Raw genomic sequence first — 22070 nt, forward strand, 5'->3', positions numbered from 1 at the left:
AAAAGAGACCCTTTTTAGCTGCAAATAGACATGCAAAAACCCGCAAACCGTAGATGATTTGCGGGTCCCTCTCTTCATTGCCAAGCTCGATTGTTCCATTGCTTGAAAAATTCGTCCTCAGCCAAAATAGCTTCATATATAGGGATAAAGAATTGCTTCAGAATCCCTGTCATCTCGAGTGTAGAAGTTAGCTCGATTGTAAAATGATGGCGATCAAATAATTCCACAATATACGCCTGCAATCTTCGTCCTTCAATAGTTTGCGTTTGTAGCAATTGTTGTACTTCATTTATTGTTTTTTCTGTCTTTTCTAATGCTGGATATTGGTAAATTTCGATAAATTTTTGTGCAAGCACGAATTCTGTTGGATATGTATAAACCACCGCCACCTTATTGTCTAGCAAGCTAGGAAAATTAATAGTCTTTGGTGTTATTCGCATGTTTTCTTTAAAGGTAATCCTTACTTCTATGTATACTGTCATTTTACCCAATGTAGCGGGAATGCTTAGTTGAATATTATCATTCGATACGGACGATTCGATCTTCTGTGCATCCCATTCAATGCCATCCGCTGGTATTGCTAGTGAGCAAATTTCTTTAAAGGCCTGTTTCACTATATCATGTTGATGAACGCTTGCTTGCGCTGTCAGCGTGACTTCTTTGGAAGGCTTCACCAATCCATTTGTTAAAGCAAATAATAGTAGATCCCCATCTAGATAAAATTGATCTTCATAGGAGGATACGGATAGACGATAAAGCAGTCTTTCTTGGCAATAGCGTGATACTAGCTGCTCCATATTGTCTTGCCGTGTAGCCATTTCTTCTAGTTGTGTCACTACATTCGTAGATAGCGTGTCGATATTTCCCATTGACATCCCTCACCTTTTTGATTTTTCTGATTTTTTAATGTAGAATTTAGATTTTTACTAAAATTCATGCTTTTATTATCACTTATTTATGGAAGAGAGTAAACGGTAATGTATACCAAAAAGGCCTGTCATGGTTGGACCTGACAGGCTTTAAAATTAGACAAGGGGCAGCCTCGCTATTGCGAAACTACCCCTTTAGTATTTATAGGTAACATTCTCGTAAATTGTAAAAGTCTCAACCCAATCGTCTGGGGAATATTATCTTGAAACCAAATTCGTTTCATCACCGCGGTAAAATTCCACTGTGTGCCTTCTAACTTAAGCAACGCAAACCCTACCATCTTTTGCGTCCTTGCAGCCCCAAAGCATGCGCCAGTGTGAATAAGTATCTACAAAAACAAAAAGCAGAATGCCAGATTACGGAAATATGCCACCTAAAATAGCACGTGTTCTATTATAGCACCTTATACTATAAAAGTAAAGGTCTATAAAAAATCACCAAGGAATCTCCTCAAAACATTTAATCTGATAGCCCTTTTCAGCTGTCCATTGGAGAAGTGTTTGCCAAAAGTTTTCACAGGCCGCTATGATTTGCTGAGAATTCGTAAGATTGCCCGTCATGACCATTTCAGCTAATGCTTTTAACCCGTGTGGCTGATCATCCATCGCTAAAGCCTCAGGTAATACTTGTGCAGATGTTGTATAGCACTGCTTATGGTGTAATCCTACTATCATAGCACCTGTCATCGCTATTTTCATTGCCAATATCGGCAAAAATGTGGTCGGCCCCTGAACAGTTATGTTCCTTAATTTCCCCATGTATTCATACATTTCTTCTACAATGGTTTTGCAAATTGCTTCCTTAAATCGGGCATTCTCCACAGTGGCCGCTTTGTCTTTGAGTTCTAGAAAAAAGCCAGAAGGATCGTAAAGTGGCTGTAAATCGAAAAACTTCCCATTGGTTAATGGCCAATCTTCCTCAACTGTTATCGCCTCTTGAATAATCACTTCTGCCTGATCGAAATTGACCTCTGCCTTCCAATCTCCTGCTGTCCATTCATAGCTATAGCTGTGCTCTAATTGATGACAGACACACTTAAGCTCAATGTCGGAAAACGGACCATCCGTTTTTCTAGCCAACGAGCCATAAATACCAATTGCTCGAACATTTGCCCCATATTTTGCGATTACTTGTTGCGCAATCGAATGGGCAATCTGCATACGTTCATCACTTGTCTTTTTTCTTGGTCCAATCATTTACATCGCTCCTTTTATCATAAGATCGTTGTTATTGAACCAAGGTGGACCACGGGCTTAACGAGGAATTTTTGCTGGTAACATTATCAAAATCTCCTTTCATCACATTTCCTGCAATTTAATAGAGCATACAAAATCGATATGAAATGCTTCATGGCTTACAGATTGAATGTGACCCTTATATTTCATGTCATATAGTAAAATCATTGTATTATAAGCTTTCTGTAGTTCATTCCCCATTTTGGCTAGCACTTGATGTTTAAATTGCTGCGAATAGGAGAATTCATCACAAAGTAGTTGCTTAAGTTGGTTTGAAGCTGCTTCGTAAAATAGCGCTTCACAAAAATCCTCGTCGAAGGTTAAGCCGAAATCGTATTCAAATTGATTGTAGAATTCATCATAAAGTGCTTTAAACTCTTCCTCATAAGTACGGTGCTGATTTTCTGGTAAAAAAAGCTTTGCTAATTTTTGTGAAAAGGCTTCGTCCGTTTCATCTTCTCCCTGATAGACAGTGGCAAGATATGTATGTAACTGTTCTTCGCTTGTAAAATTACCAGCCCATATGGAAACATAGCCATTCTGTTCATCATCCATGACCTCATCCCTTTCTCGAATAAATCAATGCACCGCCTGAGCCCATTATTATTAAATGCTTGCCAGATGGAGAAAATCCACATTTAATCATGCCATCCAATCGCTGTAAATCAATAGCTGTCGCATTTTTTAAATAAGTATAATTAGTTATATAAAGATAATCGAGTACTACTGTTGCACGTGGCCACCAAGGATAAATAACTTCAACCTGCCAACCATCTGCTGTCATATGAATCCCATCCCCAGCTTCAAAGCCGAAAATAGATATTGTCCGCTGAGGCAATTGAAATGTTAAACGGTCATCACTCATTCTGTCGTAGGTTTCATCCGCATCTCGTTCTCGATGAAGACGACGACCTGTTATAGGCTCAGTGACACTATAGCCAGAGCCACTAATTAGCACGATGTTTTCCTCATCATCCCAACCGCAAGCCAAAACACCATTGGCAGTAATGATCGTTTCATACGCCCATGGAATAGGAGGTTTTGTGCAGATCAACGATTGTGCATTCGCCAGCAACTCTAGCTCAAAGGGAGTTCGTCTATCATTGTTCACCATATTATTCCACCCCTCCTCTTTTATTACCATATACTAAAAAAAGGCTTGTCTCAAGAACAAGCCTCTATACCTCTAACACACCATAATGAAATTTTGCAGTTATCCGTTCATGCTGCTGAAAGCCATAGGTCGCAAACCACTCTGAGCGAAAATGTGCCTTTAACACCACACGCTTTTTCGCTACACGCTTGGCTTCATAAACCCATTCATCGGTTAATGTGACATGCTCCCCTGCTAGCCGTAGTGCCTGAAAATTATTGGCCTCTTCAATAACCTTCTCAAACATCGGGTCCATATAGACTACATCAAATGCATTGTCTGGTAGGGTTTTCAAATAGCGAACAGCCTCAGACTGTATTATTTCGATGTGTCGCATACAGGCAGTTAACGGTAGCTCGGATGTATCATAGGCTTGCATCCCCTGTCTAACAATAAACGCTACATTTGGATTCGCTTCCAGTCCCACAACACGACCTGCTTCACCCACTGTATAAGCCGCTAACATGGCATCTGCAGCTAAACCTAATGTACAATCCAACACCGAATCCCCCAGTTGAAGCTGTGCCGCTTCCAAAAAAGGCTCTGCCTCACCTCGGGCCACACGCTTTAATCGAAACGCCGCAGAATTGGGGTGAAAGAAAAACGGCTCCTGCGCCCCATAGGCATAATACTCGAAGCGATTCTTGCCCGCCACGATCACATGTGCTTGTAACTCCTGTGAAATCTTGCGAACAGAGCGCTTGTTTCGTGGCTCAAACGCAGCACCTAATTCTTGACACGCAAAAGCAGCGAGCGCCATCGATACATCGTCTGGTCTCCCCGCTGTCGTCACAATCGTTTTTAATTCTCGCATGTTTGCTCTAACACGCCAGTTAAATGAGAGACAATCTGCTCCACAGGGAATCCCTCAATTTGTTCACGTGGGATAAAGTAAGCCAACTCCCCATCCTTTAAAATTGCCATAGATGGTGAGCTAGGTGGCACATCCTCAAAATAACCACGCATCGCCGCAGTCGCCTCTGGATCCTGCCCCGCAAACACCGTCACAAGATGATCTGGCTTCACCGCTGCAATCGCCTCACGCGCCGCTGGACGAGCAAGCCCTGCCGCACAACCACAAACCGAGTTAATCACCACTAACGATGTTCCCTTCGTCTCCGCCATAAATTCATTCACCGCATCCGCAGTCGTTAGCTCCGTAAAACCAGCCTCCACAAGCTCCTCACGCATCGGCTTCACAACCTGCTTCATATATTCATCATAAGCGTTCATGCTTTTACCCTCTTTCGTATGTATTCGCAAACCTTATTATAGCAAGGTTTTGTGTGAATGTACAAAGACATGCTTTTTGCTTGATTTCGTGGGTTTTTGGGGGGAATGTGACTTTTTTGTGATTTTGGTGACTTTAATCCTGCCTAAAGCCTCTCGAATTTCTTTGATATTTGATTTAGCAACTGCCAGACATGTTTTACATCTATCATTTTCTAATCTTTCAACTCGTTGCTCCATAGGAATCACCTCACAAATAAAAATAGCACTGCCAGGGACAGTGCGTTGCTTAGGTCTTGTAGTATAATAAAAACCCTCCACGAAAGTGAAAGGCAAAAAGGAACCCCACCCAAAAGGTGAGGTTACTCGAATTATGAATTTTTTATATTAGATATCATAAACAGTATGCAATTCATACCCTATTGAAATAACGCTACTTACTCCATCTGAGACTTCTATAAAATAATAGTAAGTGGTATTAGAGCTTACGTTATTGTCAGTAAAAGTTTGAATTCCACTAGCTATATCACTTGCAATTGTAGTGGCAGTAGTACTATCGTTAACCGTATTTCGTTTTACAGCATATGTGAATGTACCGTTATCTGACACACTATCATTCCACGTAAGAAAAGCCTTCAAACCAACTCCTGGGAAAGTTGGTAACACATCCATACTTGAACCCGCTATATTTGTAACAGTTTGTAAGTTATTGCTATTCTCGTTTTATACCTCTTTATCTCTAAGTTTTATAACGAGCCTTCACCATACAGGCGACTTTCATCGCATACGGCGATCCGTCAGCGATAGATCTTAATACTTATTTCCCCTACCGTCATCATAATTACAAATTTAAAGTTAATCAATAGAATCAGGGCAAGGTAAAGAAATCTTAACCCTAATTTATTAGCATTTATTTTTTCCTCTAACATATTGTGTACAGTAAAACTTACACATGACCATCTTATCATCACCAATCCTTTATCCTAAAGTAAAATGCCAAAGCAGCATATATAGCGTTGCACATCTCGATTTCACCCCCAGTTCATAAAAAGCACCTGCGAGTTACAGTACATAAAGAAACCCCACCAAAAAGGTGAGGTTAAATTATATTTTTAGTTCCAATCTGCTACAATATCAATAACTAGATCTTGGTATCCAGTCGATTTAAACGTAACTGAATGAGTTCCAGGTAATGACAATTGGTTTTGTACTTTAGTTCCTTTAAATTTATAGAAGTACATATTATACCCTATATTTCTTACCTCAAGATCAAAGTCAGTACCCTCTACCATTGTTATACCATCCAAAGTAATTGATGTAATTGAACTTTGATAACTAGTACTATAGTTGTTGTAAGAGTAATATAAAGTCGGTGTTTGGAAAGATAAATTTTGCCCTTTAATTGTAGGCCCAGGTGCTAAAGTTGGTTCACTATTCTCGTCTTATCCTTCTTAAAGTATTATAACGAGCCTTCACCGCACAGGCGACTTTCATCGCATACGGCGATCCGTCAGCGATAGATCTTAATACTTATTTCCCCTATTGTCATCATAATTCCAGATAGAAGGTTAAGCAATAGGATTATAGCAAGGTAAAGAAATCTTAACCTTTTGCATTAAAAATAGCACTGGTTGGCACAGTGTATATACTTAGATCTGTTGTGTAAAATGGTCATTCAACAAATATTTCGGGAATACATGTAAAAAAGAAGACCTCACCTAAAAAGGTGAGGTATAAATAACTACTGATTTAATTTAATTGTATATTGCTTGACATTTCCATTTTCAGCAGTCACTTCTAACACATCATTGTCTGTTAATGTTTCAGTTCCTGTTTTAGGAGTATCTCCTCCAGTTGAACTTTTACCTGCTCTGAATATTTTTAATGTTTGAGCCTGATGACCTTTTACTATGTTTCCTAAAAAATCCTGAACTGTCATAGTGTCCGTAATATTCACAAACTCACTTAATATTATCCCATTTTCTTGATCAATATCATATGCTGATAAATCCAAAGGTGGTATTATAACTCCTGATGATACTGTAACTGTGCTATCTAACGTTACGCTATTCTCGTCTTATACCATATATATCTCAGTTTTATAACGAGCCTTCACCGTACAAGCGACTTTCATCGCATACGGCGATCCGTCAGCAATAGATCTTTGTACTTACTCCCCCTAACATCATCTTAATTCCAGTAATAAAGAATATCAATATGTTTCAGACAAGGTTAAGAAAACTTAACATCTTATTATAACGTTAAACCTATGTTTGCATTTATTGTGCGTTCATATTTGTTAATGACTGCGTATATTCTTCATCAGATAAGTCCAGTTAATACAAATGCGGACACCACTATAAAAGGACACGTCGCTAGACGCATCCTTTAACTTTTAAAATTTGTTTATTTAAAAAAACATGTCCAGAAGGATTTGGACCCGTAATCGTTGCAGTGGCAATATTGTCATCATTACTTCTCGGATTACTGAAAATGACAGTTGAATTGTTTTCCCTATTATGGCAACTGTCAAATTTACATTAGTTGACATGAAATATGGTCCACCAATTGTCCCACCATCAACATAAGGTACTGACATATTCACTCTTGGTGTATCTGGAATTGTCACTGGTATGGGAGCGGACTTGTAAGCTACTACCTTAGTATTATTATCCACTATTTTATAGTTTACTGCTACATCACCAGCTGGAACACCTCTTAAAGCCCCAGTACTTGGATGATTCGTAGCGGATCCAGTACCATTCGTTAAAGTCCCGATGATGTATTGACCAACTCCTGGAGGCGTAAAACCACTTTGCCCCAGCCAATAACTGAAAAGGGTGTTGACACTGTCGGTATTGCTGCTACTGCTGCTTGTGGATGAACCGTCACAGTTGTCGTACCTCTTTCAATTACTACGCCATTAGCATCCATTCCTACATAAATAATAATAGAGCTACCGACACTTATAGCTGTTATTTGACCAGTTGTAGCATTTACTGTCGCTACATTTGTTGTTTCAGGTGTAAAGCTTTTGTTTGTTGCTGTTGCAGATAAGCCTGCTCCTATTGAAGCTGTTATCACTTCGTCTATCTGCAGTACTTGCGAATATGATGGGCTTTTTGCTGTTGCCTCATCATATACAGTGAGACTCACAGAATTCATTTTACCATTTTTTACCCTGATACCAAATATTTGTTATTCCTGTACTAGAACTAACTGTTGCAACGCTAGTATTGCCTGACTCAGTTGTTCCTACTGTTCTACTAGTAGTTTCTCCAATTTGTAATACAGATGATGGAGTTCCTACACCTGTAATTGCCGCACCCAAAATACTACATATCGGCAAAAATGCTGTCAACTACTCTATCTATTGCAAGGTGAACCAACAATAAATTTTGAAAATAGCACATTATTTAATAGGCTGCATAGCAATAATGTAGTAAATAAATTCTTGCCCATGCGAAAGGAACTTGATTAATAATTTGGATGAATCCTAGAGAAATTTTACCTCAGTTTTGACAACTCTAAGATTTCATCATTAAGTTAACTAAGCCCGATCTCGAATTACTAAAAAAAGTAAATATACTAAATCTTTTCAAGTTCAGTACGATAACAACTATAGAACCAAAAAATGTGAATAGGAAGGTGATAATGTATCATGATGACGACGAAATTTTCTACTATGCAATATTTAATGTCACGAAAGTCCTCGTCTAAGTATTATGGGTTGACGCGACAAATGAGCAAGGAAGTAAAAGCTACATCAAAAGAAGATCAAGAAAAAATAAATAATGTAAATAAAATTCTTGAAGAAAGTAAAACTTCTAAACTATCTAGCAAACAAATTGAAACGTTAAAAAGTGCTGTAAAGCAAGGGTTATTAGGATCTAGCTCGAATCATTTAAGCCCATTAGGTATGTATAACTATAAAAAATCAATCTCAAGTTCGAATTCAAACTTACATTCAACTTTGAGAGCTTATCGAAATTCTATCTAGTTTTTAAACACCCTTTAACCTATTAGAGGGTGTTTTGTCTTGTAAGACAGGTTTCATATCATGGTATTCAAATAACCAAAGTCGAGCATCATGTATGCTTTTAAATCCTTATCCCCTTTTAAACTTCCAATAAAAAGGATCACTTCATAACAGTGACCCTTTCAACGATTATTTAAAATTCTGTGGTTTTACCACTTTAAATGAAGCAACTTCCCCGCAGTTTTTACAAAAAGTCATTTGGAGTGGTGACCCTACTGCCATAATCGCTCCAATAGGTCGTATATTGCCTTGGCTTGTAGTACCACCCACCTGTCCAATCGTAAATTTATCTCGACCACAAGCCTTGCAAACTATTTTTTCATTCTCCATCATATCACCTCATTTTATGTAATTTATGTAAATTATAACATATAAATATCTGGTATGAGCGATGAGCGGGTCTCCCCATCAAATCTATAAAATATCTAGGAAAATAATGAAGAAGAAGAAGAAGATATTCTTATTATTCATTTTGTTATTGCTTATAGGGTGTAATGAAACGGAGGAAAAAACATTTGCATTTCCTGATGAAATCCAAAAAATAATTGTGATGGGACAAGGGGCATATCGTGAGGTAAAGTGACGAACAATTGAACATGCTGAGGACATTGACAGAATAAAAAATGCCATGCAAATTTTAACTGAATCCCTTACAGATGAAGGTCCATTCTATTAGTTGGAAGTGATTTATTACACAAGCTCAAATAGAGGGCGATTTTATCTAAATGATATGTATTCTTTGAACAAAGAAGCGCTTCCAGCTTTCATTAAACTGATTGACAACAATTAACAGACTTCACTTCCTTTAAATCAAGACAAAGCTTTGAACGGACACATAGATTGAAAATATAGATACCCCCATTAGAAACCAACCATAAACTGTTTGCTGTTTTTGAAATTCTTGAATACCTAGCGTGAACATGAAGAAGCCTAAGAACAATATCATGAGGTAATTCAATTGGAAATCTCTTGTGATTAGTCCGTAAACTGCGAGAGATATGCCTGTGATGGAAAAAATAATTTTTAAACAATTTAACATAACTTTCCACCTCCACTTTTAGTTTATCATACACTAACTCAAGGTTATAGCTACCTAGAAAGACATTGGCATAACTACATTTCCATAGAAAAAGGCATATGCTCATCCGCAGATCGGACATATGCCTTTATTTTTTAAACTCTTAACGATCCACGGAAGCCTCTTGCCGCGTAGTAGGATTCTGCCCCATTGTGGTACATAAAGACCATGTCATAGCGACGATCGCAGAAGATGGCACCGCCGAGTTTGCGAATGTTGTCAGGTGTTTGTACCCAACTTGATGTTTTTAAATCGAACTTGCCAAGCTCCTGTAGTTGGCGATATTGCTCCTCTGTTAACAGCTCTATGCCCATTTCCTTGGCAACGTCCATAGCCGTATTTTCAGGCTTGTGATTTTTTCTAGCTTCCCACGCTTCACGGTCATAACATAAACTTCTGCGACCTTTAGGACTTTCCGCAGAACAATCGTAGAAAATGAACTCGTCCGTGTTTGCATCATAGCCAACTACATCTGGTTCACCGCCTGTTGCTTCCATTTCGTGGAGCGACCATAGTTTCTCCTTATTAGCCTCTAGCCTAGCTTGGACATTTGCCCAGTCAAGCCCTTCATGACGAGATGTATTTTTCTCGAAGCGAACTTGCAAAGTATTAATTAGTTCCTCGCGTTGCTCTTGTGATAATTCCTTCGTTGTCATTGTCTATCCCTCTCTTATTTAAATGATAAGCCTTCTTCTTCCAATGATGATCTCATAATCGGTAAGGAGGCTGGTCCAATACCATGCATTTTTAAGATGTCCTTTTCCGTGTACATAGCTAGTTTTTCCAACGTATCAATACCGGCGTGCACTAATGCATTTCTTGCAGGTGAACTCAGTTTGGAAAGGAAGCCACTACTAGGTTTATTTTCCTGATCACAGGTAGGGCAACTTGGACAATCTGTGCTTTTGTAAAATGTATGTCCTTTTTCACAAACTTTTAACCTTTTTTCTGCCAATATCATCCCTCCAAACCTTATGCTTTTGTTCATTTTACCATATTTCCTCAAAGGCATTGAAAAGGGACACTTGAATTTTTCATCAATTCACGCTCTTTGGAAGTTGGTGCCATATTTACTGACTTAGCAACTTCTTGTTTCTATCATTTAATGTTCTCCAGCGCCTCAAACAAGTCAGCTATATCTTTGCCCTCTTGTATTTCTTCATAACAAAATAAGGAATTTTGACAGTATGGACTTGATTCTTTTTTCCTCTTCCACAGTAAAAAAATGTTCATATATACAACAAGCTCAGCCATTTTCTGAGCAAGTTGACCCTCAGATTGTGATGTTTCCTTAATCAATCTCATTCGATTTGTCACATACCAATGTCTTGCTTTTTGAGAATTAAGGCTTAAACCCTCTTGCTTCATAGCCTTGTTCAGTGTCTATACCAAGAGCTATGTGTAAGAGCAAGAAGAATCCCTTTTGAAAAAAGTTTGATCAAAAGGGATTCTTCTTTAGCAGTTTTAAATTAGGTTATTATAAAAACGTTTGATTATTTTCTACCTGTGTTGCTCCACAATCGCGTCCGATTATTGAATATCCTTATTCGTCACAAAAAGCCGCTAACATCTTACAGTACAGCGTTTTCTAAAATAGTAAAAGAGCTTTTATTACAATTAATTTCTGCTAATGCACCAAGAGGTAAAATGAATTTTGGTTCGGTATGTCCAAAGTTCATATTGTATAGAACTGGTGTATCCTCCAAGTTAAATTCTTTCAACACTTTTAAAATCTCTTCTTTATATTCTTCGCAATACTTTTCATCTTGTGGTTTACCAAATATAATTCCGTTTGCTTTTTGTAAAATACCTTGTACACCGTAGTTTCTCAACCAATATCTAAGTAGGTTAGGCTCCGGTTGATCTTCAGATGTTTCAAAGAAAAGGATGCAATTTTCCCAGTATTTTTCTTCAGGCCATAGCACGGTACCTTTAGCAAACTCTAATACTTCAATGCACCCTCCTATTAAACGTCCCTGTACTATACCTTTACCTTGCAGCAATTCGTATCCTTTATTAGGTTGCATTGTGCGTTTTTGATTTTTATTTGATTCTATCCATTCTAAATGCTCACTTGTCCATTCTACAGAAGGAACAATTTCACCTATTACTTCATTAGAAAATAGCGTTTTCTGAATAGATTGAACGGTATATGAGTGCATTTCAACGTTTTCTGCAAAATCGGTTAAAATTGCTGGTCCATAAAATGAAGATATACCCGCCTTCAAACAAAATAAATGAGCAATCGTTACATCTGAGTAACCCATTAAAATTTTAGGATTTTTAGTTATAACCTCAAAATCAATGTATGGGAGTAAACGAACACTATCATCTCCACCAATATTTGCAATAATAGCTTTAATCTTGGGGTCCTTAAAAGCCATCATTAAGTCCTCTGCACGTGCTTTTGGATTTTTGTCTAAATAATCTGCACCTTTCAAGCTATTTGGCATTGCTATAACTTTCAGTCCAAAAACCTCTTCAAGTCTTTTTACGCCTAGTTCATAACGCCATTTTAATTCTGGTTCTCCAGCACCTCCCCAAGAAGGACTAATTGTGGCGATATAATCTCCTTGCTGGAGTTTATTTGGCTTTAATAACATATAAATACACCTCAAATTAGATTTAATTTCATTTAAAAATAACATATTAATGGAAATTTTTAAATAGTCTATCATTTATGTGAAATAAGCTATTAAATCCTTGTTTGGTAACATTGCACAAAATGATTTTATTCCACAATCGCACCCGATTGTGGAATAGAGGATATTTATCTATGCTAATTGTGGGTAGTCAAGAGGCAACCGAAGCAATACGCTACATGTCTTTTGCTCCTCTTATTGCCGGCATGCGGGAGCTAACGACAACGATCCTTTGGGCGGCTGATCAAAAAAAGGCTCCCCTAGTCGGTTTACTAGTAGGCCTTATTTGTTCTGCCATCGCCGCTTATCATTTAACGGCAATACCGGGATTCGGTTATGCAGGTGTTGCGATTAGCGCTTTTATCTTGGAAATAACATCCCTCCTCTGGAATGCGCTCATTATACAAAAAAGATGCAAAGGCGCGTTTCCTGTAATGACGTTATTGGCATATTTAACTTTTCTTGCGTCAATAGGCTTTCTTAACGTTCCGTTCGAAAACTTTCTGTTTTACATCGGTATAGAATCAAGAACCATGCAATCGCTCGGCAGCATGCTATTTTTTATAGGATGCATTGCCTTATTCTTGCTGCTACGATTTTGGGGAAGGGGGAGCTTTAGAAGGTATCGCTAACTAAATGGAAATTATATGAACCAACGTTCGCCTCAGACCTCCTTACACTCTTTTTATTAAGATGATAGGTACGTAGCACATAGCAAAATCCGAGATATAATGGGCCTCTTTGGAAAGAATGATTTAATCAAAGGAGGAGAATCTCACTCTTACCCATACGGTTTCAAAGTCAAAGCAGCGCTTGCTTCATTCACTGCTCAAGCTTGTAATTGGAGGAATGCTTGTCGGTGTGCTGTTGTTCAGTCTATTCGTCAGTGCCAACGTAAAAGCTTTTAATTGTTCCAGAGCAAGTTCCTTTAATTGAGCCAAATTTTGTAAGGTTTCTTTTGCATATAAATCTGTTGACATATCAAGACGCTTTCCTTATTTCAGAAAAGCGCCCTTTAATGGAATAACTAAACCCTCTTAAGTGTGTATCCTATCCAAACTTTCATTGGGAACGTTATTAAAATTATTAGTGAATTATTTATACATTCATTTTTAGAGCAATAAATAGGGTTTATTCATTGGTTATTATGTCCTTATCTTCAAGATTTACTATACCTGGTGTCGCATTCTTTGTTTTTCCAACAGAGCCTATGATTTCTCCATTATACTCGTATAAGATAGCTTGAATATTATCGCCTTCAATATCTTTCTCATTTAATACATAAGTAGTTACATCTAACTCTTTGCCTACATATTTTTCAAGAAAAGAAAACTGATAAGAGTCATTAAACGCTAAAGAATCCTTAGATATTTCGCGTGTTTCCTTTGTGTCAAAGGATTTAATTGACCAACCTAACTCTTCTAAATATAATCTATGTTTTTCGTTAATACTTTCATTGTTACAAGCTGTTAAAATAAACAGAATGCACAGAATCATCGTTATTTTTTTCATAATTCCCTCCTATTCACTTTTAACTACTAAAGTATTTCGATAAAACAGACTTTTATTCCTCTAAAAAGCTACCAAAGCGAAGTTTGGCAAAACTTTTCTACAATATGGAAAAAATTCTGCATATAACAGAAAAAAAGTACACCACTATTATTTTAGTGATGTACTGATTTGATACTACATTGTTCAACATTATATACCAATTCACTATTTTCCTAATTCTAACTATCATTAATAGGAATAATCTTTACAAATAGCTGTCTCTCTTATTTACTTGAATGATTCAGTTTGGAAAAAGCCTTCAGAACGGGTTTAGCTACATACGCACTAGCCCTTTTACGCTACTTATCATTTCCTTCTAATTTTCTGCGTTTTAGCAAATACATAACCTGATCATCCAAATGACGCACTAATAACATAGAAAGGTCTCGTAAATTCCGTTATTTATATTTATTTAAAATTTCTACGGGAATATGACAATAATCATTTGGGCATCTGGTTAATCTATCTTGATGCTCCTCTGCACTTCTGACATAGTTTGTAAGGGGCAGCACTTCAACCATTATAAGCTCGTAATCACTTCTCTCTCTAAGAAATGCCTTCGCCTCTTTTAAATGCTCAGGATTTTCACTATATACGCCCGTTCTATATTTCTCGCCAACATCCTGTCCTTGTTTATTCAAACTGTAAGGATCAATGATTTCGAATAAATAGCCCATTAAATCTCGAATGGTTACAACTGTTGGATCAAACCCTGTTTTTACACATTCAGCGTACCCGTCATAATCACCCTCAAGCGTACGACTAGTCCCATTAGCTCTACCTGCTTCTGTAAACGTAACTCCTGGTAGCGTTTTTATAAAAGCTTGTACGCCCCATAAACATCCACCTGCCAAATATACTACTTCCATCATGACCCTCCTTTTTTTGTCTAAATACAGATCAATTTTATTATGAACCTATTCATAAAGGAAGGCGATAAGTGTAACGAATCGAGTATACCAAAAGGATTTTTTAACAAACTATCTGCGCTGTAGAAGTTAGTTAAATGAATTGATGTAACTACTTTTTAACATGTATTACTTTGTAGCCAATAAATAAGATGAAAAACCAAACAGGTGCGACATATAGCGCAACACGCATATCTGGAATAAAGGCCATTAACACAATAACCATTAGTAAGAATGCAATCGCAATATACGTAGAAAGTGGATAAAGCGGTATTTTGAATTTCAGCTTGGCTACTTCCTCTTTCGTTTTTGACTTCCTAAATTTCAATTGTGCTAATAAAATAATCATCCAGCTTGTAATTACTGCAACCGTCGCAACAGCAGAAATATAGATGAACACTTTTTCAGGTACTATATAGTTTAAGACAACCGCGATTAATAGCATAGCTGAAGAAAATAAAATCCCTCGACTTGGACTACCGTTTTTGCTTACTGCTTTAAAATACGCTGGACCATTTTTTTGTACCGATAAGTTGTGTAGCATACGTCCTGAACCGTATAAGCCACTATTAAATGCAGACATTGCTGCAGTAATGACGACAAAGTTAATAATGTGAGCCGCAGCTGGGATACCAACGTAATCAAAAATTTGAACGAACGGGCTACCTTCTGAGCCAACTTCGTTCCAAGGATAAATAACCATCATAACGCCTAATGCCCCAATGTAGAAAATTAAAATACGCCAAACGATGTTGTTAATCGCTGAAGGAATGGACTTGCTAGGATTTTTTGCTTCCCCTGCAGAAATACCCACTAATTCAACCCCACCGAATGAGAACATAACTAATACGAGTGACATTAAAATACCATGGAAACCGTTTGGCATGAAGCCACCGTGTGCCCATAAATTATCAAAGCCAATTGCTTCACCGTGGTTACCGACACCGAAGAAAATAATCGCTAGTCCTAGAACGATCATACCGATAATTGCCACAACTTTAATCATCGCAAACCAGAATTCGAATTCTCCATATGCTTTTACATTTGCTAAGTTTACAAGCGTCATCATAACAAGTACGACAAGGGCCGTTACCCATTGTGGAATATCTGGAAACCAGTAGTTAATATAGACACCGACCACTGTTAATTCTGCCATGCCCACGACAATCCACATGAACCAATATGTCCAACCAGATAAGAATCCAGCAAAGCGTCCTAAATATTTATTCGCGTACATACTGAATGAGCCTGATACAGGTTCCGCTATTGCCATTTCGCCTAATGCACGCATAATGGTGAAAATTACTAACCCGCCAATTAAATAAGCTAGTAAAATAGATGGTCCCGCCATTTGAATGGTTGAACTAGAACCATAAAATAAACCGACCCCAATGGACCCGCCAAGTGCAATTAATTGCATGTGACGCGTACTTAATTCCCGCTTTAGTTGTGAATCTTGATGATTATCTTTCATAATGCTTACTCCTCATACGTTTAGATTTTCAAATACTTGTTCAAAAAAGGAATAAAAAAAAACGCCCTTTTGGATTAACCAAAAGGACGATTCAACTCGTGTTACCACCTTTAATTTATAAGCAATTCACATTACTTACCTTAAGAAGTACGGTCATTTGACGATACTCTCGCACATGATTACGGGTGCTTACCGGCGTAGCCTACTTGGAATAATCCTTTCGGTACACAGCTCCAAGATGAATTCTCAATTGTTTTACATGCACCTCTCATCGACCGGTAACTTTCTGTTCGTAAAAATAATTGATACTACTTCTTTTCATAGCCTTTGTTCTATACAAATATTTTTGAATTGTTTTTCATTTTACAGAAAAAAAATAGTTTGTCAATATAGTTTTAAAAAATTCTTCATAAACCGCATAAATTATTTCTAAACAGCTCCCTGTTCCTCAAGTAAAATCCCTGTTACTTTAAGAACTATAAATCTGTGTTATTCTTTTCCACTTAACTCACATATATTTAAACCCTCGGAAGCTTCTGGTGCTTCAAAAAATTTAGTGACTTGAATAAACGTCGCTTCCGTGTCAAAAGCTGCTCTTTCGGGTTGTTCGTTACGCCTTTGCGCAATTTGACGTAAGCATTGCTGGTTACTTAAATTAAGGAAAATTAGTTGATGGTTTGCATTGACCTCTGACGTTAAATCTAAAAACCACTTTCGCTGTTTTTGAGTGTTACCTGGAAAATCCATTACTACATTCGTACCAACACTCAATATGTTTTGGACATGCTTTTTCACCATCGGCTTGAGCTGTGCTGAAAATTTTAGATAGTCCTCAAATGATGTGATCTGATTGGGATAAAGAGAGGCGAGCCATTCATCCTCAGATAAAAGTACCGCATTTTTTTCTTTCGCCATTTGTTTTGATTTTGTTGATTTGCCTGCTCCCATTTTTCCACAGAAAAAGTAGAGCGTCCCCACTTGCTTCATATTTTTAATCCTCCGAGCTTTTTTATTGGTTGTTACCCCACCTTGTAAAACTATACTATACAATCAGGTTATTCGTATTTGGTTGCTAGGAAAGCTGTGCCTTTATAACAAGAAAAAACGGATTCTACAATCAAAATCCGTTCTTCGTCATTTCTTATAGTAACACTAACACAATGTTTGCAGTAGATGTGAGAACACATTAGCTGATGTGTTTTAGCTAAGATTCTATTCCAAGTGTTATGGCGTCATCAAAAGCGTTCCATCGTTAAATCAGTATTTACTGAAACAGCAGCTTTATTACCTTTAGCCGCTGAAATCATTAAAGAGGATGGTTTGGATCTTTCGGTTTCTCCTGCAATATAGACATTTTTTTGAGTTGTTCTACCAACACCATCTGTTATCACTTTTCCATCTTCATCAATAGCACAGCCAAGCTTCTCAGCAAACTGATTGGGACGATAATAAGATGGGGCAACAAATCCACCCGACCTTAAAATGGTTGCTCCTGATTCAAACTCTATTTTTTGTAAGTACCCATCATTACCTATGAGGTCTTTTATCTTTTCTAATATTATTCTGATATTGTGTTTTTGCAACTCCATTTTACCTTCGTTAGATAAGGGAGCTCCATTCGTTAAGACAACCAAATCCTGCGACCAATTATAAATTAATTTGGTCAAATGCAGTACATGCTCTTCTTTTTCTGCCATAACCACTAATGGCTTATCCTTTTGCTCCCAGCCATCACAATAAGGACAACTAAATAGACTTTTCCCATAAAACTTTCTTATACTTGGTATAGTAAATATTTCTTGAACACCAGTGGCGAGTATGATTTTTTCTGAAACAAATTCCTGACCAGTAGATGTTTTGACAGTAAATCGCTCATTACCTATACCCTTTATAATTTCAGTAACTGTCGCATTAAGATAGGAGACGGACGGGTAATTCCCCAACTCTTTTAACGCTATTTCTTTAAACGCTTGTGGTTCTATCCCATCACGCGTAATAAATCCATGTGACGCCTGTGTCACTCTATTCCTATTTGTCCCATCATCCATTAATGCAATATTTCTCCTAGCTCTTCCTAAAGTTAAGCCAGCACTTAACCCTGAAGGACCTCCGCCTATAATGATACAATCAAGAACAGTCATTTTTACCTCCGTATTGATTTGGTTTTCTTTTGAATTGTAATTTGCATTAGAGAACTACATTATTTCCTACATCATGAATTTCCATTCTTTACACACTCATGACGCAGAGTTTTTGTTTATTCCATTAATGTCCTTAAATAAAAAAAACGCATTTCTTTTTAAAGAAATGCGCACGATTGTGGAAGATAATAAGCACATGTCTTCTTTAACTAACTTATCATTAGTGGAAGAAGATTCTTAAATTTGGGAAATAATTATTTAATCCATATAATTAAATATATGATTGGACTTTGTGTTAATTCACTATTATGCGCCTTTCCTGTCTCAAGCTTTTCTCGATATAAGTAAATATGAGGAAATTTATTACTAAGAGGGGTAGCACCATGTGTATTTTTAATCCATTCCAATTAAGTACTTCAACCTAAAATTCTATTTTATATTTTTTGCAGCTGCGTAATCACCATAGTAGTAAGTTCTATCTAAATCATCATATTTAGGAGTAGCAATTATGGTATATTTACCATTTTCATCGACTTCAAACAAAGCTACATTATTATATTCCCATCCCACAAAATGATCTGGATTTGAATCATCTACTAACATATCTATGTTGTATATCCCTTTTGTTAATACCCCACTTTTTTGAAAGTCCTCAATTAGATCTTTGGCCTTTGGAATAGGAAGTTTATTTTTATTCATGTCATATTCAAATAGAAAATTCACCACACCTACATACCTGCTATTATAATTTTCACGTCGGGGGTCACTTGGTATTAATGTAGGTAAAAGCCCAGTAGTATCAATCTTTTGAGTCTTTTTAAAATCATCTAGTAGCTCTTGAGAATTATTTATATTTAACTCCATGTTATCGTAAGGAAATATACGAATAGGCTTATGCCCTTCTAGGACAACTTTATCAGGATATTTCACTAGCCCATATTTTTTAATGATCTGTTTCATTACTTGAACTACTTCTTGGTGTTGTTCAATATATGCACCCTTGAATTGTTCGAGATAGATATCGCCACTTTCCTCTTTTAAAATTTCCAAAGTATCTCTATCAATCATTAGGAACGGATAAGCACGATATGGCTTTTTCATTTCTATATAAGTTTGATGGTCAATCCCTTCAAACCAATTATTACTTGTCTGAATAACAGAAAACTCACCTTGTATTCCATAGTTTGTTTCTAAATATTCTTGTATTGGTTGATTCAGATCCTCTTTAGAGAAACATCCACTAAGAATTAGGATTGATGTACTTGCTAAGATGACTTGAATCAATCTTTTAATACGCTTCATTTTCCAAACTCCATTTCTTGAATTTTAATAATATTTTTAACAATTTTTATTCAACTAAACTGCCATGTTGGCTTCACAATCTTAACGAAACAATTAATAAGTCACTCCATAATCTGGCCCATTCCATGAATAAAGACGCTTTCCCTATTACAGAAAAGATAGTTTTCTAACTAAATTCAAAGGAGAACCTAAAAAATACTGTGAAAACAACATTTTTGGGGTTTTTATGTCTTCTCTAACTTTCATTTGGGAACGTTATTAGGTTTGTTTATGCTTTAAAAAAACCTTGTTTCACTAATGCTACAGTTAGTTGAACAAGGTTTTGAGTTTTCACCTTAAAAACCAAATTAGTTAACGAAGCATCTCTACCTTTACCTTTAGTTTTATATCCGTAGCAAACCCTTCTTCTTCTATTACAGAAGATATGACATAAGTGCCTTCAGGGAAGCCGTCAAATATCTTCTCATAACATTCATTACTTTTTAAAATACCATTTACTATTTTTGTTTCTTTATCAAGATTTTGGATTTTGTATAAAAAACTTTTAGTACCAATATTTAATAAGGTTATTTTAAATGGACTATCACCAGAATGAGTAAAAGAAGATTTAATTTCACCTATAGGAGAGGTTATCTCTGCATCAATCGCAATAGGATAAAAACTTCTTATTGGTGCTACTTTCTCTATATCCGTGACATCTAAGATAAAAGGTTCCTTTTTTACAACTTCTTTTACTTCTTCTGTTTTTTTAGTATGATCATCTTTGTGAATTGTTTTGGAACGTTCAGTAGCCAACGATTCTGCTGTAGCTTCTGTGTTATCAGCTTCATCATTAATACAACCTGATAAAGCCAATGAACCTAATAAAATGCTTATGTAAAAATACCTTTTCAACATTTCCACCCCATATCAAAAAAAGTTACTTTAATAATACCACAAATGGATTTTATTGGTTTTTATCGGTTTTAAGTTCCCAAAGCTTCGTTTGGAACCTTTCGTTAAAGAATGTTATTCAATAATATGGCCCTTTAATGAAAACGAGCGCTGATTCTTATTAGAGAATCGCGCCCAATAATGGAATAACTAAATATGATTTCAATCAGATTATTTCTCCCAAATTAATACAGCACGTTCTAAAACTGAATCCCAAGAATCCTTTCCTCCAGGAATCATCTCTTCTGAATCAAATTCCACATAATATACTGCATCGTTATTTCCACTTTCAGGTAGGACGAAGGTATCTTCTTGTCCAAGCCTCTTTTCATCACCAATCAGGTTTCTCGAAGGCGAATCAGCCATTGTTTTTGTATAATAAATAAAACTCACAATCTTTTTCTCTCCATCAATTTCAAGTCCCATAGGAAACGTTCCATGAACACCTGCACGGCTTTTGCCATAATATCGGGAAACCAACTGATGATCATTTTGACTTTCGATTTTGATCAAATCTTCCGAATAAGGAATAACCGTTTCAAAATAGAAAACAGACAAATAGGTCCCTAATAAAATGAGTGCCGTTATGAAAACGGAAGTAATGGAAATGATCACTTTTTTCTTACGCCATTTTTTACTGATCTCTTTAAATTGAAAAGCCTTATTTTCTGCCGGGATATAAAGTTCTTGTTTCATGGCGTCATATTCTTTTTGACATTTTTCACAATGCAGTAAATGTTCGTCTACCATTTCTTTTGTATCTGGACTAACTACCTCATCAACATACAGAGGTAAAACATCTTGAATAATTGTGCATTTAATCTCTTTCATAATTCATCGCCTCCATATACTCGATAATTTGTTTTCTCGCTCTGTAAAAGGTAACCCTTGCCCACCCTGCACTTTTTCCAAAAAGACGACCTATCTTTTCAAAAGGTAATTCTCCAAAAGTACGTAATGAAAAGACCTCCTTATATGGCTCATTCATCGAGTGAAGAAACTGATGAACCATGAAGGCATCTTCTTCATTCATCAAATGCTTTACAATTTGCACTTCCATACTTGATTCTTCTATTGCACCTGAGTCTACTTGTCGTTTCTTTCTTTTGTAGTGTGAGAAATATGTATTTTTCGCAATTGTAAAAAGCCATGCTCGAATATCCTTAGATCCGTCAAATTTTTCAATTGCTTTTAATGCCTTAAAAAATGCTTCTTGTGTTATTTCCTCGGCGATGCGCTCATCGTGACTTAATGATAGGATAAATAAATAAACTTCTTTAAAGTATTTGTGATAGATTTCCTCAAAGTCCACCTATTTTCACCCCTTTCACTTATATAACTCTTAGAATTTAATTACGTTACAAAAATATATTATTTTCGATTACCAATCTATAAATGATTCAGGGGCAATATTGTGATTTTCACAAAAATAACAATTGGCATATTCAAAAGAA

General features: G+C 36.6%; 29 protein-coding genes and 1 other annotated feature. Of the genes, 2 read left to right on the forward strand and 27 right to left on the reverse strand.

Annotated features, from left to right (window positions below):
• Positions 1–74 precede the first annotated feature (74 nt).
• The 12 genes from CD31_RS20850 to CD31_RS20910 form a co-directional block, all read right to left on the reverse strand.
• Positions 75–869, reverse strand: coding sequence for a nucleotidyl transferase AbiEii/AbiGii toxin family protein (locus tag CD31_RS20850; protein WP_036080796.1), 795 nt, complete (start codon positions 867–869; stop codon positions 75–77).
• A gap of 495 nt (positions 870–1364) precedes the next feature.
• Positions 1365–2126 (reverse strand): ANT(4')-I family aminoglycoside nucleotidyltransferase, encoded by a 762-nt coding sequence (locus tag CD31_RS20860; RefSeq protein ID WP_036080798.1) that lies wholly within the window; start codon positions 2124–2126, stop codon positions 1365–1367.
• A gap of 102 nt (positions 2127–2228) precedes the next feature.
• On the reverse strand, positions 2229–2720 hold the full coding sequence (locus tag CD31_RS20865; protein WP_036080801.1) for an immunity 22 family protein: 492 nt from the start codon (positions 2718–2720) through the stop codon (positions 2229–2231).
• Between the two features lie 4 nt (positions 2721–2724).
• Positions 2725–3279 carry a hypothetical protein gene (locus tag CD31_RS20870; protein WP_036080803.1) on the reverse strand — a complete coding sequence of 185 codons (555 nt, stop codon included), beginning with the start codon at positions 3277–3279 and terminating at the stop codon, positions 2725–2727.
• A gap of 64 nt (positions 3280–3343) precedes the next feature.
• Positions 3344–4132, reverse strand: a complete 789-nt coding sequence (locus CD31_RS20875; RefSeq protein WP_036080806.1) for a class I SAM-dependent methyltransferase — start codon at positions 4130–4132, stop codon at positions 3344–3346.
• Positions 4120–4551: a BrxA/BrxB family bacilliredoxin gene (locus CD31_RS20880; protein ID WP_004228455.1), complete on the reverse strand. Its 432-nt coding sequence runs from the start codon at positions 4549–4551 to the stop codon at positions 4120–4122. Before CD31_RS20880 ends, CD31_RS20875 begins: the two co-directional genes overlap by 13 nt.
• 36 nt (positions 4552–4587) lie before the next feature.
• On the reverse strand, positions 4588–4788 hold the full coding sequence (locus CD31_RS23900; RefSeq protein WP_244904993.1) for a hypothetical protein: 201 nt from the start codon (positions 4786–4788) through the stop codon (positions 4588–4590).
• Positions 4789–4935: 147 nt separating this feature from the next.
• Positions 4936–5187, reverse strand: coding sequence for a hypothetical protein (locus CD31_RS20890; protein ID WP_140422998.1), 252 nt, complete (start codon positions 5185–5187; stop codon positions 4936–4938).
• Positions 5188–5660: 473 nt separating this feature from the next.
• Entirely contained in the window at positions 5661–5951 is a 291-nt protein-coding gene (locus CD31_RS24195; protein WP_128568376.1) for a hemoblobin-interacting domain-containing protein, read from the reverse strand.
• 338 nt (positions 5952–6289) lie between these two features.
• Positions 6290–6562, reverse strand: a complete 273-nt coding sequence (locus tag CD31_RS20900; protein WP_016995307.1) for a hypothetical protein — start codon at positions 6560–6562, stop codon at positions 6290–6292.
• 396 nt (positions 6563–6958) lie between these two features.
• Positions 6959–7147, reverse strand: coding sequence for a hypothetical protein (locus CD31_RS23615; RefSeq protein ID WP_167334372.1), 189 nt, complete (start codon positions 7145–7147; stop codon positions 6959–6961).
• 167 nt (positions 7148–7314) lie between these two features.
• Positions 7315–7713, reverse strand: a complete 399-nt coding sequence (locus CD31_RS20910) for a hypothetical protein (RefSeq protein ID WP_036080818.1) — start codon at positions 7711–7713, stop codon at positions 7315–7317.
• A 577-nt stretch (positions 7714–8290) separates the two neighbouring features.
• On the opposite strand from CD31_RS20910, the gene CD31_RS20915 reads away from it, so the two are divergent.
• Positions 8291–8548 (forward strand): hypothetical protein, encoded by a 258-nt coding sequence (locus tag CD31_RS20915; RefSeq protein WP_244904994.1) that lies wholly within the window; start codon positions 8291–8293, stop codon positions 8546–8548.
• A 168-nt stretch (positions 8549–8716) separates the two neighbouring features.
• Here the strand turns inward: CD31_RS20915 and CD31_RS20920 are convergent, their stop codons facing one another.
• The 5 genes from CD31_RS20920 to CD31_RS20945 form a co-directional block, all read right to left on the reverse strand.
• Positions 8717–8917 carry a hypothetical protein gene (locus tag CD31_RS20920; RefSeq protein WP_036080822.1) on the reverse strand — a complete coding sequence of 67 codons (201 nt, stop codon included), beginning with the start codon at positions 8915–8917 and terminating at the stop codon, positions 8717–8719.
• 475 nt (positions 8918–9392) lie between these two features.
• Positions 9393–9626: a DUF3953 domain-containing protein gene (locus CD31_RS24130; protein ID WP_016994512.1), complete on the reverse strand. Its 234-nt coding sequence runs from the start codon at positions 9624–9626 to the stop codon at positions 9393–9395.
• A gap of 134 nt (positions 9627–9760) precedes the next feature.
• On the reverse strand, positions 9761–10321 hold the full coding sequence (locus CD31_RS20930) for a DUF4256 domain-containing protein (RefSeq protein WP_036080825.1): 561 nt from the start codon (positions 10319–10321) through the stop codon (positions 9761–9763).
• A gap of 14 nt (positions 10322–10335) precedes the next feature.
• Entirely contained in the window at positions 10336–10623 is a 288-nt protein-coding gene (locus CD31_RS20935) for an RNA polymerase alpha subunit C-terminal domain-containing protein (RefSeq protein ID WP_036081577.1), read from the reverse strand.
• 613 nt (positions 10624–11236) lie between these two features.
• The gene (locus CD31_RS20945) at positions 11237–12268 is read right to left on the reverse strand and encodes a S66 family peptidase (protein WP_036080830.1); all 1032 of its coding nucleotides are present in this window, start codon (positions 12266–12268) and stop codon (positions 11237–11239) included.
• A 173-nt stretch (positions 12269–12441) separates the two neighbouring features.
• Here CD31_RS20945 and CD31_RS20950 point away from each other — a divergent pair, with 173 nt between their 5' ends.
• On the forward strand, positions 12442–12939 hold the full coding sequence (locus CD31_RS20950) for an MATE family efflux transporter (protein ID WP_036080832.1): 498 nt from the start codon (positions 12442–12444) through the stop codon (positions 12937–12939).
• A gap of 186 nt (positions 12940–13125) precedes the next feature.
• Here CD31_RS20950 and CD31_RS23385 read toward each other — a convergent pair whose 3' ends face one another.
• The 10 genes from CD31_RS23385 to CD31_RS20995 form a co-directional block, all read right to left on the reverse strand.
• Positions 13126–13287, reverse strand: coding sequence for a hypothetical protein (locus CD31_RS23385; RefSeq protein ID WP_156113267.1), 162 nt, complete (start codon positions 13285–13287; stop codon positions 13126–13128).
• Positions 13288–13438: 151 nt separating this feature from the next.
• The gene (locus CD31_RS20955) at positions 13439–13819 is read right to left on the reverse strand and encodes a DUF4830 domain-containing protein (protein WP_036080834.1); all 381 of its coding nucleotides are present in this window, start codon (positions 13817–13819) and stop codon (positions 13439–13441) included.
• A 437-nt stretch (positions 13820–14256) separates the two neighbouring features.
• Positions 14257–14727: a peptide-methionine (S)-S-oxide reductase gene (locus CD31_RS20960; RefSeq protein WP_036080839.1), complete on the reverse strand. Its 471-nt coding sequence runs from the start codon at positions 14725–14727 to the stop codon at positions 14257–14259.
• A gap of 151 nt (positions 14728–14878) precedes the next feature.
• Positions 14879–16240, reverse strand: coding sequence for an amino acid permease (locus CD31_RS20965; protein WP_036080840.1), 1362 nt, complete (start codon positions 16238–16240; stop codon positions 14879–14881).
• Between the two features lie 79 nt (positions 16241–16319).
• Positions 16320–16571 (reverse strand) — a binding site (T-box leader).
• Positions 16572–16729: 158 nt separating this feature from the next.
• Positions 16730–17227 carry a P-loop nucleotide/nucleoside kinase family protein gene (locus CD31_RS20970; RefSeq protein WP_036080842.1) on the reverse strand — a complete coding sequence of 166 codons (498 nt, stop codon included), beginning with the start codon at positions 17225–17227 and terminating at the stop codon, positions 16730–16732.
• Between the two features lie 248 nt (positions 17228–17475).
• A complete protein-coding gene (locus CD31_RS20975; RefSeq protein ID WP_036080845.1) occupies positions 17476–18381 on the reverse strand; it encodes an NAD(P)/FAD-dependent oxidoreductase in 906 nt (301 codons plus the stop codon).
• A gap of 429 nt (positions 18382–18810) precedes the next feature.
• Positions 18811–19683 carry a hypothetical protein gene (locus tag CD31_RS20980; RefSeq protein ID WP_036080848.1) on the reverse strand — a complete coding sequence of 291 codons (873 nt, stop codon included), beginning with the start codon at positions 19681–19683 and terminating at the stop codon, positions 18811–18813.
• 351 nt (positions 19684–20034) lie between these two features.
• Entirely contained in the window at positions 20035–20577 is a 543-nt protein-coding gene (locus CD31_RS20985) for a hypothetical protein (RefSeq protein ID WP_140423000.1), read from the reverse strand.
• Positions 20578–20787: 210 nt separating this feature from the next.
• Positions 20788–21447 carry a zf-HC2 domain-containing protein gene (locus CD31_RS20990; RefSeq protein WP_036080851.1) on the reverse strand — a complete coding sequence of 220 codons (660 nt, stop codon included), beginning with the start codon at positions 21445–21447 and terminating at the stop codon, positions 20788–20790.
• Entirely contained in the window at positions 21434–21928 is a 495-nt protein-coding gene (locus tag CD31_RS20995) for an RNA polymerase sigma factor (RefSeq protein WP_036080854.1), read from the reverse strand. The genes CD31_RS20990 and CD31_RS20995 overlap by 14 nt, the downstream gene beginning before the upstream one ends.
• Positions 21929–22070: the final 142 nt, after the last annotated feature.

The sequence above is a fragment of the Lysinibacillus boronitolerans JCM 21713 = 10a = NBRC 103108 genome (assembly GCF_000772935.1).
Lineage (GTDB): Bacteria > Bacillota > Bacilli > Bacillales_A > Planococcaceae > Lysinibacillus > Lysinibacillus boronitolerans.

Excerpts from the sequence above, each read along its gene's own strand:
- CD31_RS20990 (WP_036080851.1), bottom strand. The coding sequence starts at position 21,447 with ATGAAAGAGATTAAATGCACAATTATTCAAGATGTTTTACCTCTGTAT.
- CD31_RS20975 (WP_036080845.1), bottom strand. The coding sequence starts at position 18,381 with ATGACTGTTCTTGATTGTATCATTATAGGCGGAGGTCCTTCAGGGTTA.
- CD31_RS20915 (WP_244904994.1), top strand. The coding sequence starts at position 8,291 with ATGAGCAAGGAAGTAAAAGCTACATCAAAAGAAGATCAAGAAAAAATA.
- CD31_RS20920 (WP_036080822.1), bottom strand. The coding sequence starts at position 8,917 with ATGGAGAATGAAAAAATAGTTTGCAAGGCTTGTGGTCGAGATAAATTT.
- CD31_RS20860 (WP_036080798.1), bottom strand. The coding sequence starts at position 2,126 with ATGATTGGACCAAGAAAAAAGACAAGTGATGAACGTATGCAGATTGCC.
- CD31_RS20980 (WP_036080848.1), bottom strand. The coding sequence starts at position 19,683 with ATGAAGCGTATTAAAAGATTGATTCAAGTCATCTTAGCAAGTACATCA.
- CD31_RS20865 (WP_036080801.1), bottom strand. The coding sequence starts at position 2,720 with ATGGATGATGAACAGAATGGCTATGTTTCCATATGGGCTGGTAATTTT.
- CD31_RS20870 (WP_036080803.1), bottom strand. The coding sequence starts at position 3,279 with ATGGTGAACAATGATAGACGAACTCCCTTTGAGCTAGAGTTGCTGGCG.
- CD31_RS20945 (WP_036080830.1), bottom strand. The coding sequence starts at position 12,268 with ATGTTATTAAAGCCAAATAAACTCCAGCAAGGAGATTATATCGCCACA.
- CD31_RS23900 (WP_244904993.1), bottom strand. The coding sequence starts at position 4,788 with ATGGAGCAACGAGTTGAAAGATTAGAAAATGATAGATGTAAAACATGT.
- CD31_RS20960 (WP_036080839.1), bottom strand. The coding sequence starts at position 14,727 with ATGGAAGTAGTATATTTGGCAGGTGGATGTTTATGGGGCGTACAAGCT.
- CD31_RS20910 (WP_036080818.1), bottom strand. The coding sequence starts at position 7,713 with ATGAATTCTGTGAGTCTCACTGTATATGATGAGGCAACAGCAAAAAGC.
- CD31_RS23615 (WP_167334372.1), bottom strand. The coding sequence starts at position 7,147 with ATGTCAGTACCTTATGTTGATGGTGGGACAATTGGTGGACCATATTTC.
- CD31_RS20950 (WP_036080832.1), top strand. The coding sequence starts at position 12,442 with ATGCTAATTGTGGGTAGTCAAGAGGCAACCGAAGCAATACGCTACATG.
- CD31_RS20970 (WP_036080842.1), bottom strand. The coding sequence starts at position 17,227 with ATGAAGCAAGTGGGGACGCTCTACTTTTTCTGTGGAAAAATGGGAGCA.
- CD31_RS20875 (WP_036080806.1), bottom strand. The coding sequence starts at position 4,132 with ATGCGAGAATTAAAAACGATTGTGACGACAGCGGGGAGACCAGACGAT.
- CD31_RS23385 (WP_156113267.1), bottom strand. The coding sequence starts at position 13,287 with ATGTCAACAGATTTATATGCAAAAGAAACCTTACAAAATTTGGCTCAA.
- CD31_RS20965 (WP_036080840.1), bottom strand. The coding sequence starts at position 16,240 with ATGAAAGATAATCATCAAGATTCACAACTAAAGCGGGAATTAAGTACG.
- CD31_RS24130 (WP_016994512.1), bottom strand. The coding sequence starts at position 9,626 with ATGTTAAATTGTTTAAAAATTATTTTTTCCATCACAGGCATATCTCTC.
- CD31_RS20850 (WP_036080796.1), bottom strand. The coding sequence starts at position 869 with ATGGGAAATATCGACACGCTATCTACGAATGTAGTGACACAACTAGAA.
- CD31_RS20880 (WP_004228455.1), bottom strand. The coding sequence starts at position 4,551 with ATGAACGCTTATGATGAATATATGAAGCAGGTTGTGAAGCCGATGCGT.
- CD31_RS20930 (WP_036080825.1), bottom strand. The coding sequence starts at position 10,321 with ATGACAACGAAGGAATTATCACAAGAGCAACGCGAGGAACTAATTAAT.
- CD31_RS20955 (WP_036080834.1), bottom strand. The coding sequence starts at position 13,819 with ATGAAAAAAATAACGATGATTCTGTGCATTCTGTTTATTTTAACAGCT.